This is a genomic window from Polaromonas sp. P4_F6 (assembly GCF_056401275.1).
Map to the genome: position 1 here is coordinate 32,484 of NZ_JBFUJQ010000015.1, position 13,136 is coordinate 45,619.

Annotated in this window: 13 protein-coding genes; 7 read left to right on the forward strand and 6 right to left on the reverse strand. The window is 65.5% G+C overall.

The window, feature by feature from the left end:
- The first annotated feature begins 57 nt into the window (after positions 1-57).
- From AC1DUN_RS23255 to AC1DUN_RS23270, 4 genes are read left to right on the forward strand one after another with little or no spacing between them, the layout of a single operon-like run.
- Positions 58-1,263, forward strand: a complete 1,206-nt coding sequence (locus AC1DUN_RS23255) for an imelysin family protein (protein WP_477716048.1) — start codon at positions 58-60, stop codon at positions 1,261-1,263.
- Positions 1,264-2,730 (forward strand): di-heme oxidoreductase family protein, encoded by a 1,467-nt coding sequence (locus AC1DUN_RS23260; protein WP_477716049.1) that lies wholly within the window; start codon positions 1,264-1,266, stop codon positions 2,728-2,730.
- 20 nt (positions 2,731-2,750) lie between these two features.
- Positions 2,751-3,818, forward strand: a complete 1,068-nt coding sequence (locus tag AC1DUN_RS23265) for an imelysin family protein (RefSeq protein WP_477716050.1) — start codon at positions 2,751-2,753, stop codon at positions 3,816-3,818.
- A 6-nt stretch (positions 3,819-3,824) separates the two neighbouring features.
- A complete protein-coding gene (locus AC1DUN_RS23270) occupies positions 3,825-4,967 on the forward strand; it encodes a DUF1513 domain-containing protein (RefSeq protein ID WP_477716051.1) in 1,143 nt (380 codons plus the stop codon).
- A 23-nt stretch (positions 4,968-4,990) separates the two neighbouring features.
- Here the strand turns inward: AC1DUN_RS23270 and AC1DUN_RS23275 are convergent, their stop codons facing one another.
- Both AC1DUN_RS23275 and AC1DUN_RS23280 read right to left on the reverse strand, forming a co-directional pair.
- Positions 4,991-5,809, reverse strand: a complete 819-nt coding sequence (locus tag AC1DUN_RS23275) for a hypothetical protein (RefSeq protein ID WP_477716052.1) — start codon at positions 5,807-5,809, stop codon at positions 4,991-4,993.
- A 198-nt stretch (positions 5,810-6,007) separates the two neighbouring features.
- Positions 6,008-6,292 carry a DUF4148 domain-containing protein gene (locus AC1DUN_RS23280; protein WP_477701254.1) on the reverse strand — a complete coding sequence of 95 codons (285 nt, stop codon included), beginning with the start codon at positions 6,290-6,292 and terminating at the stop codon, positions 6,008-6,010.
- Positions 6,293-6,499: 207 nt separating this feature from the next.
- Between AC1DUN_RS23280 and AC1DUN_RS23285 the strand changes: the two genes are divergently transcribed.
- A complete protein-coding gene (locus tag AC1DUN_RS23285) occupies positions 6,500-7,426 on the forward strand; it encodes a LysR family transcriptional regulator (RefSeq protein ID WP_477716053.1) in 927 nt (308 codons plus the stop codon).
- A gap of 50 nt (positions 7,427-7,476) precedes the next feature.
- On the opposite strand, the gene AC1DUN_RS23290 is transcribed toward AC1DUN_RS23285, so the two are convergent.
- Positions 7,477-8,334: a 2OG-Fe(II) oxygenase gene (locus AC1DUN_RS23290; RefSeq protein ID WP_477716054.1), complete on the reverse strand. Its 858-nt coding sequence runs from the start codon at positions 8,332-8,334 to the stop codon at positions 7,477-7,479.
- A gap of 99 nt (positions 8,335-8,433) precedes the next feature.
- Between AC1DUN_RS23290 and AC1DUN_RS23295 the strand changes: the two genes are divergently transcribed.
- On the forward strand, positions 8,434-8,712 hold the full coding sequence (locus AC1DUN_RS23295) for a helix-turn-helix domain-containing protein (RefSeq protein ID WP_477716055.1): 279 nt from the start codon (positions 8,434-8,436) through the stop codon (positions 8,710-8,712).
- Between the two features lie 308 nt (positions 8,713-9,020).
- Positions 9,021-9,338 (forward strand): DUF4148 domain-containing protein, encoded by a 318-nt coding sequence (locus tag AC1DUN_RS23300; RefSeq protein ID WP_477716056.1) that lies wholly within the window; start codon positions 9,021-9,023, stop codon positions 9,336-9,338.
- Positions 9,339-9,474: 136 nt separating this feature from the next.
- On the opposite strand, the gene xylB is transcribed toward AC1DUN_RS23300, so the two are convergent.
- From xylB to AC1DUN_RS23315, 3 genes are read right to left on the reverse strand one after another with little or no spacing between them, the layout of a single operon-like run.
- Positions 9,475-10,953, reverse strand: a complete 1,479-nt coding sequence (gene xylB / locus AC1DUN_RS23305; RefSeq protein WP_477716057.1) for a xylulokinase — start codon at positions 10,951-10,953, stop codon at positions 9,475-9,477.
- A gap of 3 nt (positions 10,954-10,956) precedes the next feature.
- Positions 10,957-12,111, reverse strand: coding sequence for a Gfo/Idh/MocA family protein (locus AC1DUN_RS23310; protein ID WP_477716058.1), 1,155 nt, complete (start codon positions 12,109-12,111; stop codon positions 10,957-10,959).
- Positions 12,108-13,133: a sugar phosphate isomerase/epimerase family protein gene (locus AC1DUN_RS23315; RefSeq protein ID WP_477664131.1), complete on the reverse strand. Its 1,026-nt coding sequence runs from the start codon at positions 13,131-13,133 to the stop codon at positions 12,108-12,110. The genes AC1DUN_RS23310 and AC1DUN_RS23315 overlap by 4 nt, the downstream gene beginning before the upstream one ends.
- Positions 13,134-13,136 lie beyond the last annotated feature (3 nt).

A 13,136-nucleotide genomic window follows, 5' to 3' on the forward strand; every position in this document is an offset into this window, starting at 1 on the left:
TAACCATTCTCATTTGTATAATCCTGGCTTTGCCCTTCACAAATCCCAGGAGCCGCCATGACACCCGTGCTGAAACCCGTTGTTCTTGCCACCCTGCTCGCCCTGCTGGCGGCGCCCGCCATGGCCCAGCCCGCAGCCGCCGCAAACGGCATCGTGGTGGCGGCACCGGCCGCGCAGGCAGTGACGGCTCCGGCCGTGGCCAAACACTACGCACAACTGGTGCTGGCCAGCTATGAGGACACCCTGGCCGCTACGCTCACGCTGCAAAAAGCCCTGCAGTCCTTCACCGCCGCGCCTTCCGACGAAGGCCTCACGGCCGCGCGCAAGGCCTGGCTGGACGCGCGCGAGTTCTATGGCCAGACCGAGGCCTTCCGTTTTTACGGCGGCCCGATCGACGACAAAAACGGCCCCGAAGGCCGCATCAATGCCTGGCCCATGGACGAGTCCTATGTCGACTACGTCAAAGACGCGCCCAACGCCGGCATCATCAACAACCGCAAGACCGCCATCAGCAAAAAGCAGCTGGCCAGCCTCAACGAGCGCAACGGCGAAGAGAACATCGCCACCGGCTGGCATGCCATCGAGTTTTTGCTGTGGGGCCAGGACCTGAGCACCACCGGCCCGGGCAACCGTTCGTTTGAGGACTTTGTGGACGGCAAAAAGCCCAACGCCGACCGCCGCCGCCAGTACCTGCAGGTGGTGACCGAGTTGCTGGTCGACGACCTGCGCGGCCTCACCAAGGCCTGGGCACCGACGGCGACGTCCTACCGCGCGAAGTTCGAGCGCGGCGGCATGGAGTCGGTGCGCAAGATGTTTGTCGGCCTGGGCTCGCTCTCGCGCGGCGAACTCGCGGGCGAGCGCCTGGAGGTCGCGCTGGCCAGCCAGGACCAGGAAGACGAGCACTCGTGCTTCTCCGACAACACGCACCGCGACGTGGTGGCCAACGCCAAAGGCATACAGAACGTGTGGCTGGGCCAGTACAAACGCGCCGACGGCAGCACGCTCGGCGGCGCTTCGCTGCGCGAGCTGGTGGCCGCCAAAAACCCGGCGCTGGCGGACCGCACCACGCAGCAGATTGCCGCCTCGGTCGCCGCAGCCGAAGGCATACAGGCGCCGTTTGACCGCGAGATCGTCGGCGCCAAGGATGCGCCCGGCCGCCTGCGCGTGCAAAAAACCATAGACAGCCTGGTGCAGCAAAGCAAGGACCTGGTCGAGGCGGCCAACGCGGCCGGCATCACCAAGCTGACTTTGGTCAAACCTTAAGTGTTGCGCGGCGCCTTCCCCCACCTGGCCGCGCGCCGCCTGCGCGCGGGTCTCGCCTGGCTGGCCGTGGCGGGCCTTGCGGGCCTGGCCCTCTGGACCCATGCGGGCGTTGCGCAGGACAGCGCTGCGCCCGATGACGAAAAAACCGGCGGCGACACCACCGTGTTCGCCACCGGCCAGAACGCGTTTTCCTTCCCGCTGGCCAACCTGCCCGACGAGGAGCGCACGCGCTTCGTTATCGGCAATTCTTTTTTCAGACGCAACTGGGTGCAGGCGCCGTCCTCGACCACCGCGCGCGACGGCCTGGGCCCGCATTTCATCGCGCGCTCCTGCGGCGGCTGCCATGTGCAGGACGGCCGCGGCGCGCCGCCCGATTTCACGCGCGGGCTGTCCGAGCAGCCGGTAGGCCTGTTGCTGCGCCTGTCGATTCCGGGCAAGGACGCGCACGGCGGCCCCATGCCTGACCCGGTGTACGGCGACCAGTTTTCCAACTTCGCGGTGCAGGGCGTGATGCCCGAAGGGCAGATCTCGCTGCGCTACGAGACCGTGCGCGGCAAGTTCGCCGACGGCACGCCTTACCAGCTGCAAAAGCCGCGCTACGGTTTCAGCAAACTCAATTACGGCCTCATGGCCAAAGACGTGATGCTGAGCCCGCGCATCGCGCCGCAGATGGCCGGCGTGGGCCTGCTTGAAGCGATTCCCGAGGCGGAGATTCTGCGCAATGCGACCGACCAGGCGGCCCTGGGCGGCGCGGTGCGCGGCACCGTCAACCAGGTGTGGGACGCCCCCACGCAGCAAATGCGCGTGGGGCGCTTCGGCTGGAAGGCCAATGTCGCCACGCTGGCGCACCAGACCGGCGGCGCCTTCCTGGGCGACATGGGCATCACCTCGCCGCTGTTCCCGAAAGAAACCTGCACCGCTGCGCAAAAAGACTGCCTGGCCGCGCCGCGCGGCGCCCAGGGCAAGGCGCCCGAGATCGACGAGAAGACTTTCAACGATGTGGTGTTCTACGAAAGCACGCTGGCGCCGGCCGCGCGGCGCAATCCCAAAGACGCCCAGGTGGTGCAGGGGCAAAAGCTGTTTGCCCAGGCGCAATGCGCCGCCTGCCACCGGCCCAGCTACGTCACCGGCGACATCCCCTTCCCGCGCCTGGGCAGCAAGGCCGCGCAGGGCCAGACCATCTGGCCTTACACCGACCTGCTGCTGCACGACATGGGCGAAGGCCTGGACGACGGACGGCCCGACTTTCTCGCGAACGGCCGTCAGTGGCGCACGCCGCCGCTGTGGGGCCTGGGCCTGGTGCCCGATGTGAATGGCCACAACCGTTTGCTGCACGACGGCCGCGCGCGCGGCGCGCTCGAAGCCGTGCTCTGGCATGACGGCGAAGCCAAAGCGAGCAAGGACAAGGTGCTGCAGATGAGCGCGAAGGAACGCGCCGCGCTGGTGAAATTCCTCGAGTCGCTATGAACACCATCACACCCCGCCGCATGACATGGAGACTGGCCCTTGCCGCCACCGCACTGCTGCCCGGCGGCGCCACCCATGCGCAAACCGCCGCGCCCAACGTCGCGGTGCCTTTTTACACGGCGGGTGATTTCATGCGCGGTGTGTATCGCTTCTGGTATGCGCCGCAAGCTGCCGCATTCGCCGAACAGGCAAGCAGCCTTCCTACCGCCATCTCTGCCGTCTGCGACGCGAGCGCTGAGTCCGGAACAACCCTGCTGGAACCCGCCCGCGAACGCTGGAAAGCCAGCGCCCTCGCCTGGGACCGTTTAAGCGGCGTGCAGGTGGGCCCGCTGGTACAGCGGCGCTCGACGCGGCAGATCGACTTCACGCCCACGCGGCCCGAGCTCATCAAGCGCGCGATCCAAACCGCACCGCAGGACGCCACGGCCATGGAAAGCATAGGCACGCCGGCCAAGGGCCTGCCCGCGCTCGAGTGGCTGCTGTGGAGCCAGCCCATCGCGCCGGCCACACCGGCCTGTCGCTATGCGCTGCAGGTGGCGGCCGACATCCAGCGCGAGGCCGACACCCTGGCCAAAGCCTTCGACGACCTGGCGGCGCGCCCACCCGGCCAGGCTGAAGAAAGCCAGGGCCCCGCGATGAGCGAACTGATCAACCAGTGGGTCGGTGCCCTCGAGCGATTGCGCTGGGCCGAAATGGAAAAGCCCCGCCTGGCCGGCGGCACGCAAGGCGGCCGCAATGCCGTGGCCTATGCACGCAGCGCCAGCGGCCAGACCGCCGCGCGCTGGGCCGCGCAATGGCAGGCGCTGCGCACGCTGGGCGCCTCGCAAGCCAGCGAAGCGCCGCGTCCCGGTGCGGGCCTGGCGCCGATTGAAACCTATTTGCGCGGCCTGGGCCGCAACGAGCCGGCCGACCTGCTGGCGCAAAGTGTGGGCAAGGCCGACAAGGCGCTGCAAAACGCATCACCCACCAACAAACCCGGTATGGCCGCCGCCGGGCGCGCATTGGCTGATTTGAAAAAACTGGCCGAAGCCGAGATCGCGCCGGCGCTTGAAGTGAGCATTGGTTTTTCGGACGCCGACGGCGACTAGAACTCCATGCGTGACGCCTCATTCACCGCATGGGACTTGCAACGCCGGCAATGGCTTGCTCTGGCTGTGGCGGGAGCGAGTACCTGGGTCAAGCCGGCCCTGGCTGGCGCCAACGCGACCGTTTCGCCGCAGCAGTTTGCCGCCGCCTGGGAAGCAGCGCATGGCTATCAAGTCGGTGTGCTGGCGTACCGCGGCGCCGCCCTCCAGGTCAGCGCCGCGCTCGACGTGCCGACGCGGGCCCACGGCGTGTGGGCTGAGGCCGGCGGCACCTTGCTGGCAGTGGCGCGCCGGCCCGGCGACTGGCTGCTGCGCTGGCGGCCTGAAGAGCAAGGCAAAGCCATCGCCTGGGCCGAACCGGACCGCGCCTTCAACGGCCACGTGATCGCCAGCCCCGACGGCAAAACGCTCTACACCACCGAAACGAATCTCGAAACCGGTGAAGGCCTGGTCGGTGTGCGCGATACCGCCACGCTGGAAAAATCCGGCGAATGGATAACCCACGGCATGGACCCGCATGAATTGCTGCTCGATGCCGATGGCAGCCTGGTGGTGGCCAACGGCGGCATTCCCGCCTTGCCCGAAACCGGTCGGCTGAAGATCCATATGGAGCGCATGGACGCCTCGCTGGTGCGGCTGGACACGCGCAGCGGCGCGCTGCTGGGCCAGTGGCGCCTGGCCGACAAGCGCCTGAGCCTGCGGCACATGGCCTGGGGCCGCGCACCGGCGGCGGGCGGCCCGCGTGTATTGGGCATCGCGCTGCAGGCCGAGCATGACGACACCGCGGCCAAAACCGGCGCGCCCGTACTGGCGCTTTTTGACGGCCGGACGCTGCGGACCTGCGACGCCGGTGCCGGCCATGCGCTGGCCGGCTACGGCGGCGACATCGCCTGGGCGGCGGGCGCTTTTGCCGTAGGCTGCCCGCGCGCCAATGGCGTGGCCGTGTGGCAGGCCGATGGACGCTGGACAGATTTTTTCCCGCTGCAAGAAGCCTGCGCCGTCGCCTCAGCTTCTACGGCGGGCGAAGCAGACACCACACTCTGGGCCGGCGGGCGGCTCGGCGCGCTGATGCGCGATGGCGCGGGCCGCACGGCTTCGCCGGTGCTCAAGAATGTGCGGCTGGACAACCACTGGGCGCCGATGGCGGGCTAGAGTTCGCCCTCATCCGGCGCACTTCACAGCTTCTTCCACAGCTCGCCATCCCTGGAACGGTAAGTGCCACCCGTGGCGCAGCAGCCTCCCGCACCGAAGGCGATGCGCCCAAGGGTGACAGTGACGACACCGTTGTCTACCTGCAGCGACTGCCGCTCGCAATACGTGAAGAATGGATAGAGATCGGGTTCGAGCACCATCTGCCAGCCGTCCCTGGACTCCTTGGACTCCTTGGGTATGGCGCGATAGACCTTGCAGTCATGCACCGCGAGGTGCATCGGCTTGCCGCCCAACAATCCCTTGAATACGCGCTCTGGCGGTATCGCCGCCATGGGATCGGGCTCGGCAGGAGGCGCAGCAGGGACACTGCCGCCGCCTGCCAGCCCCAATCCAATCCCCAGCCCAACAGCCAGAAGGAGCTGACCCCACAGCATGTTCCGCTCTGGCCTCGTCACCGGCGAAAACGCCTGCCACGCCAGCGCGGCCGCAGCCGCGGCCGACAGTGCTGTGGCAACCCAGACCAGCAGTTCCGCGGCTTCGGTGGATGGACTGATCGTCCAGCCAACAGCCAGCACGGTCGCATTGACCAGTAACAGCACGAGGCTAGCCCATGGCCGCACCCGGGAGAACAAGCCTGCAATCAGCAAGAGCACCGTGCACAGCAGCGCCGCGGGCAGTACCACCACGCCTGAAAACAACAGCTCCAACGCCTCCAACAGCCAGCCACCGCTGCTCGCCACTTTGCCAACGATGTACAGGTGAAGCACCATAGCCAGGCCCGGCAGGGCCAACAAATGTGCGGCGACAAAGGCAAAGGCGTAGGGTGTACTGGAGGCTCTCAAGATGCCGGTGATTCTAGAGCCCGGCTGAGATACCGTGGATGCGGTCCAGCCGGACCACGATGCGCGTGACCGCCGGCCGCGCCCTGCTGCAGCGCCGAGTTCGCTGCGTTCGTCAGGCACCAATGCAATCGCCCCGGCAATCCTTTCGGACTACCGGGGCGATTGCGTCAGAACCGGCAAAGGCCGGCTTGTGCAAGCTTACTGGGCGCTGGTCTTCACGAGCTCGGCAGCCGCCTGGGGGGCTGCGCCGGCTTTTTCAGCGCGGGGAGCGGCCAGGTTTTGCTGGGCGGTCACGCCATTGAAGCTGGAAGTGGCGTCGGTCTTCTGGGCCTGCAGCACTTCGCTTTTGACTTCCGCGCGGGTCTTGGTGGCGGGTGCCTGCATCTGGTCCAGCAGGAAGGCGTTCAGGGGCTGGGCGGAAGCAGCGACGGAAGTCAGGGCGGCAACAGCAACAACAGCGGCGGCAACAAAGTTCGATTTCATGATGAATATCCTCTCAAAAGTTAAGTGACGTTCCGGGCATGGCGGGCTCATCTCCCCGTCTGTCCAGCCTCGGTGAGTCGCCTTGTAAGTGGCTTCGGCTCATCGATGTATGAACTGTATTCCTGTTAAATCGAACAAAAAATACCATTCTCAACAATACATTGCTGTTAAATTAGCAACAATAAAGGTGATATATAAGGGTTTACCATGGACCGACTCCAATCAATGCGGGTGTTCCAGCAAGTCGTGGACGACGGCAGTTTTGCCGCTGCGGCGCGCAAATTCGATATCTCGTCCGCCGTCGTGACCCGCCTGGTCGGCGACCTGGAAGACCACCTGGGTGTGCGCCTGCTGCAGCGCACCACGCGCCGCCTGGCACTGACCGATGCCGGCGAAACCTACCTGGCCCGCGTGCGGCACATCCTGAGCGATATTGACGAAGCCCACGCCGCCGCCCAGGCCCATGCGCAGGAGATGTCCGGCACCATACGCATCATGACGCCGCCGGTGTTCGCCGTGCATGTGCTGGCGCCGCTGGTGGCCGAGTTCGGCCGGCGCTATCCCAAGGTGGTGCTCGACATCCATGTGGACTCGCCGCTGGTGCCGCCTGTCGAGGACTACGACCTCACGCTGCTGGGCGCCGGCGACGCCTTTGACGCCAACATCATCGCGCGGCCCATCGCCTCATCGGACGGTGTGCTCTGCGCCTCGCCCGACTACCTGCGCCGCAACGGCACGCCGGCACGGCCCGAAGACCTGCCGCAGTACCACAACCTGCGCGTCAAGCAGGCCGCCAACCGCCACCGCATCTGGCGCCTGACCAACCCCGACGAAGGCAAACGCGTCATCGAAGTGCAGATAGAACCCAGCATGCTGGTCAACCACAGCGACACGCTGATACGCGCCTGCGTGGACGGCGCCGGCATCATGAGCCAGTCCATAGACCTGGTGGCCAACCACCTCAACAGCGGCGCGCTGCAGCGCATCCTCGCGCCCTGGATCACCGGCACCAACACCTTGTACGCGGCGCTGCCCAGCCGCAAATTCATCCCGGTGCGCACCAGCGTGTTCCTCGAGTTCATGACCGAGTACACGCGCAGGGTGATCAAGAGAATGGACACGCGGCAGGAATGAGCTCCGTATCAAGCAGCGTGGGCATGGAAGGCGGGCGTGAATCCGAGAACCTATTTATTAAAGTATTTTCTTTTTATGCTGCGTAAATTCCTGTAGAGAATTGGCGGCAATATTTCCTTAAGCAGCGGCCCATTCTTGCTTAACGACAACACCTCTTTAACCTCATTTTCTGACCGGGCTTGAAATTCCGTACCCGAATTGGGAATTTCTTCATAAATTGATTTAGACGCCGTGTAGTAATAGAGTGCGAGCGATTTTCTCGTAACGCCATCAGGCGTATTTAAGGGGTCGGGATGCCCGTGATGCGAGCTAGCGTCCGTGTTAAATATTACACACCTGTTGAACAAGGGTTCGATGCCTTTTACTTTTCCGGACATCTCCCGATCCCAAATTTCCAGTTCCCCTCCGTACGCCTGATTCCAGTCTTTATTTAAATAAATCAGCACGTTCAATCTTCTATTCAAATGCAGTTGGTTTTGAATCCGGAAATCAGCGTGAATACCCAGTTTGCCGTTTTTGGCAATCTCATGAAATCCCCCCCCCAGGAAATAGGGATCGGATATCAATGCGTCAATTGCGGTTAGACCTTCTAAAAATTGCAAGAACGGCGCTGAATTGAAAAACAGGAAGTAATTCAATGCCGCTTGATTGCAGGCATATGGGAGTATTTGTCTTTTGTTGTGCTCAAAATACCTACCAACATAGTTCACCTCACTGCTCAGTTTTTCCGCCGGGAAATTGGCCAAAATATCTTCAGCCATTGCGTCCGGTAAAAAATTATCCAGAACAATATGCGGATACGGTTCCGCGAAACAATACTCTCCAGCGAGTTCCTCACCCAAAGCGCGCGCTAGCTTAGCGTCCAGAAATATCCCGTTCGCTAACTGAACTGGCAAATTGGCTTGCATGTCGCCCCTTCGTTAGTTTGAAAATTATGCGCGGACCGATTGGCCACTTGGTTGGTAATCTAACATCAATGAAATTTCAATGCCGTAGGCACCGAATACGTGTTCCATCAGGTGGTGAACGTCGGTAGTTTTGCCGCCGCAGCGCGCAAATTCGGCGTGTCGTCCGCCGCGGTGACCCGCTTGGTCGGCGACCTGGAAGACCACCTCAACAGCGGCGCGCTGCAGCGCATCCTCGCGCCCTGGATCACCGGCACCAACACCTTGTACGCGGCGCTGCCCAGCCGCAAATTCATCCCGGTGCGCACCAGCGTGTTCCTCGAGTTCATGACCGAGTACACGCGCAGGGTGATCAAGAGAATGGACACGCGGCAGGAATGAGCCCTGCGCGTTCAACGCGCGGCATCAACGCCTTTTGATTTCGCCATGCGCAATAACGGGCGCATGCGCTTCTTGACGCAAAGCTTTCAAAAAACTTTCGCCCAAAAAGTTCCGTGAATTCGCGCCGTCATTGTTCCGATTTCGGCAATGGAATGTTCTGCAAACACGCACTTGTCTATGGCCCTTGCGGAACAAGCTGGGATGCATCGGTGAGCCACATTTGATAACGCGACTCAGCGAGGAAGGCCCCTCGGGCACGCAGCCCGTCCGACCGGATATTTCAAAAACTGTTCTAAAGGAAATTCATCATGAAATCGAATCTCGTCTCCGCCTCCGTTCTTGCCGTCTCCGCACTGGCCTTCTTCGGCTCGGCCAGCAGCTTCGCCGAAGGCCGCGATCCCTTCCCGCAAGACCAGGTGAAGTCGGTCAGCACCAAGACCCGCGCCGAAGTCAAAGCCGAGCTGGCACAAGCCCAGCGCGAAGGCTATTCCGTCAACATCGGTCGGACCTACCAAGACGTCTACACGGCGCCCGTCAGCAACAAGACCCGCGCGGAAGTCAAAGCCGAAATCGGCACCACCGTGTCGGCCTCGGCCTTTGACCGCGACTTCCCTGTCGTTCAATAAGCGCATTGCGCGCTGCTGAGCGCTGTTGACCACCGGTGGCGGCTGCGACAGCAGCCGCCATCGCCGGCCTTCAGTCACAACACAAGGCATCCCGCTGCGCATGGGCGCAACGGGATGCCTTGCCGTGCGCGCGCCATCAAAGGCCTCGCGCGCCGTACAGCGGTGCAACACCGGCGTACAGCGCGGCAAAGCGCGCGCCGCGTTCCTTCCATCGCTCTTGCTCGGCGGGTCGGGGCGCGTAGCTGTCCAGCGCCGCGGGTGCCTTCAGCACATCCTGCGCATCCGCCTTGTCCACACAAAGCCAGGCAAGCCGGGCCGCGCCCAGGGCGGGCCCCACGGCGGAGTCCTCGCGCCTGACCACCTCCAGCCCTGTGGCGTCGGCCAGCATCTGCGCCCAGTAGGCGCTGCGCGAGCCGCCACCTATCAGGCTGACCTGCGCTAGCCCGGCCCCGGTAGCCTGCAAGGCGGCAATGCCCTGGGCCAGCCCGTGGCACACGCCTTCCAGCGTGGCGTTGACCAGGTCGGCGCGCCCGGTGCCCGCATCCATGCCGAAAAACACGGCCTTCGCATGTGGGTTGTTGTGCGGTGTGCGCTCGCCGTTCAGGTAAGGCAGGAACAGCGGCGTTGACGGCCGCAGGCCGCGCGCCTCGGCCTCGGCCAGCAGCCGCCCGATGTCGGGTTCGCCGAGCAGCGAGGCGGTGAAATCCAGGCAGGAGGCCGCCGACAACATGACCGACATCAGGTGCCAGGTGCGCGGCAAGGCATGGCAAAAGCTGTGCACCGCCTGCCCGGGATTGGAGACGAATTCGCGCGTGGCGACGAAGACCACGCCCGAAGTGCCCAGCGACAGCATCGCGTCGCCCGGGCGGTAGACGCCGGCGCCCAGCGCGCCGGCGGCGTTGTCGCTCGCGCCGGCCGCCACCGGGATGCTGCGCAAGCCCCAGTGCCGCGCGAGGTCAGCGCGCAGCATGCCCGTAGGCTCCGGCCCCTCGTGCAGGGCCGGCATGTGCGCGCGCGACAAGTTGCAGGCGGCCAGCAGCTCCTCGCTCCAGCCGCGCCCGGCCACGTCCAGCCACAGCGTGCCCGCGGCGTCCGACATGTCGGTGGCGAACTCGCCGGTCATGCGCCAGCGCAGCCAGTCCTTGGGCAGCAGCACCTGCCGCACGCGCTCGAATACTTGCGGCTCATGGCGCGCCACCCACAGGAGCTTGGGGGCCGTGAAGCCGGGCATCATCATGTTGCCAGTGATCTCGCGCGAGCGCGGTACCTGGCGCTCGAGCAGGGTGCATTCCTCGGCGCTGCGGCCGTCGTTCCACAGGATGGCGGGCCTCAGGGTTTGGCCTTGCGCATCGAGCAAGGTCGCACCGTGCATCTGACCGGTCAGGCCGATTCCCGCCACGTCGCCCGGGCTGCGACCCGCCGCCGCCAACCCGGCCAGCGCCTGGCGCACGGCATCATCGCAGGCACGCCACCAGTCCTGCGGGTCCTGCTCGCGCCACAAGGGCTGCGGCTGGTCGACCGCCAGCGGCGCGCTGCCGCCGGCCAGGACCTGGTGCCCGCGGTCCAGGACCACGGCTTTGACGCCGGACGTACCGAGATCGATGCCGAGGAACATGCGTCAGCGCATCGGCGTCCACTTGGCCTGGCTATTGGCGGACTCCACCACCTTCTCGATGAAGCGCACGCCGCGCGCGCCGTCGGCCAGGCGCGGGTAGTCGGCCTCCAGCGGATCGGGCGCCCGTCCCGCCTGCACCGCCCGGATGTGCGCGGCGACGCCGAGGTACACATTGGCAAAGGCCTCGAGAAAGGCTTCGGGATGGCCCGTGGGCAGCCGCGTGGCGCGGCGCGCGGCCTCGCCCAGCCAGGGCGAACCGCGGGTCAGCACGCGCGCGGGGCCGTCAATGGGCTGGTGCACCAGGCGATTCGGCTCCTCCTGGTGCCACACCAGCGTGCCCTGGCTGCCGAACACCCGCAGGCGCAGGTCGTTCTCGCAGCCGACCTCGATCTGCGACGCGATGAGCACGCCCCTGGCGCCATTGGTGAAGCGCAGCAGCACATTGCCGTCGTCGTCCAGGCGGCGGCCGGGCACAAAGGTGGTCAAGTCCGCGCAAATGCTGTCCAGCTCCAGGCCGGTCACCGTGGCCACCAGGTTTTCGGCATGCGAGCCGATGTCGCCCATGGCGCCGGCCAGGCCGCTGCGCGCGGGGTCGGTGCGCCAATCAGCCTGCTTCTGGCCGGTGGCTTCCAGGTTGGTGGCGAGCCAGCCCTGGTTGTATTCGACGATGACCTTGCGCAGCTCGCCGATCAGGCCCTTGGCCACCAGCTCGCGGGCTTCGCGCACCATGGGGTAGCCCGTGTAGTTGTAGGTCACCCCGAACACGCAGCCGCTGCGCTGCGCGGCCCGCTCCAGCGCCTGGGCCTCTTCGCTGCTGTGCACCAGCGGCTTGTCGCAGACCACGTGGATGCCCGCCTCGGCAAAGGCCTGGGCCACCGGGAAGTGCACGTGGTTGGGCGTGACGATGGACACGAAGTCGATGCGCTCGTGCGCCGGCCGCTTGAGCTCATCGGCCAGCAGGTCCTGCCAGCGCCCGTGGTTGCGCGCGTCGGCCAGCCCCAGCTCGGCGCCCGAAGCGCGCGCGCGCTGCGGGTCGGACGACAGCGCGCCGGCCACCAGCTCCATCTGGCCGTCCAGCGCCATCGCCTTGCGGTGCACGGCACCTATGAAGGCGCCCTGCCCGCCGCCCACCATGGCGTAACGCAGCTTGCCCGTCATGACCCGGCCATCCCGCCCTGTTTGGCCTTGTCGAAGACGGCGTCGAAGGCGCCCGCCGCCGGCTTGAAGTCCAGGCGCTTGCAATAGGCCGCGCTCTCGGTGGCGCCGTGCACGCGGTCCATTCGGCTGTCTTCCCACTCCACGCTGAGCGGCCCGGCGTACGCGATGTCGTTGAGCGCGACGATGATGGACTCGAAGTCGATCATGCCGCGGCCCACGCTGCGGAAGTCCCAGTAGCGGCGCGCATCGCCGAAGCTGGTGTGGCCGCCGAACACGCCGGCCGTCCCGTCGCCCTTGCCCCACCACACGTCCTTCATGTGCACGTTGTAGATGCGGTCGCTGAAGGTACGCAGGAACTTGACGTAGTCCACACCCTGGTAGCCCAGGTGGCTGGGGTCGAAATTAAAGCCGAAGCGCCTGTGTCCCGCCACCGCCTCGACGGCGCGCTGCGCCGACGCCGTGTCGAACGCGATCTCGGTCGGGTGCACCTCCAGGGCGAAGTTCACGCCGCAGGATTCGAAGACGTCCAGGATGGGTTTCCAGCGCTGCGCGAAATCCGCGAAGCCCTTGTCCCAGTACGCCTGCGGCGTCGGCGGGAAGGCATACAGCGAATGCCAGATCGAGGAGCCCGTGAAACCGGTGACCGCCTTCACGCCCAGCTTGGCGGCGGCGCGCGCCGTGTCCTGCATCTCGCGCGCGGCGCGCTGGCGCACGCCCTCGGGATCGCCGTCGCCCCACACATGCGCGGGCAGGATGGACTGGTGGCGCTCGTCGATCAGGTCGCACACGGCCTGGCCCACGAGGTGGCTGCCGATCGCGAAGCAACGCAGGCCGTGTTTTTCCAGCAGGTTGCGCTTGTCCTGCAGGTAGCGGTCGCTGCCCAGCGCTTCCTGCACGTTGAAATGGTCGCCCCAGCAGGCCAGCTCGAGCCCGTCGTAGCCCATGCCGCGCGCCAGGGGTGCAAGTTCGGCCAGCGGCAGGTCGGCCCACTGTCCGGTGAAAAGTGTGACGGGTCTGGCCATGAT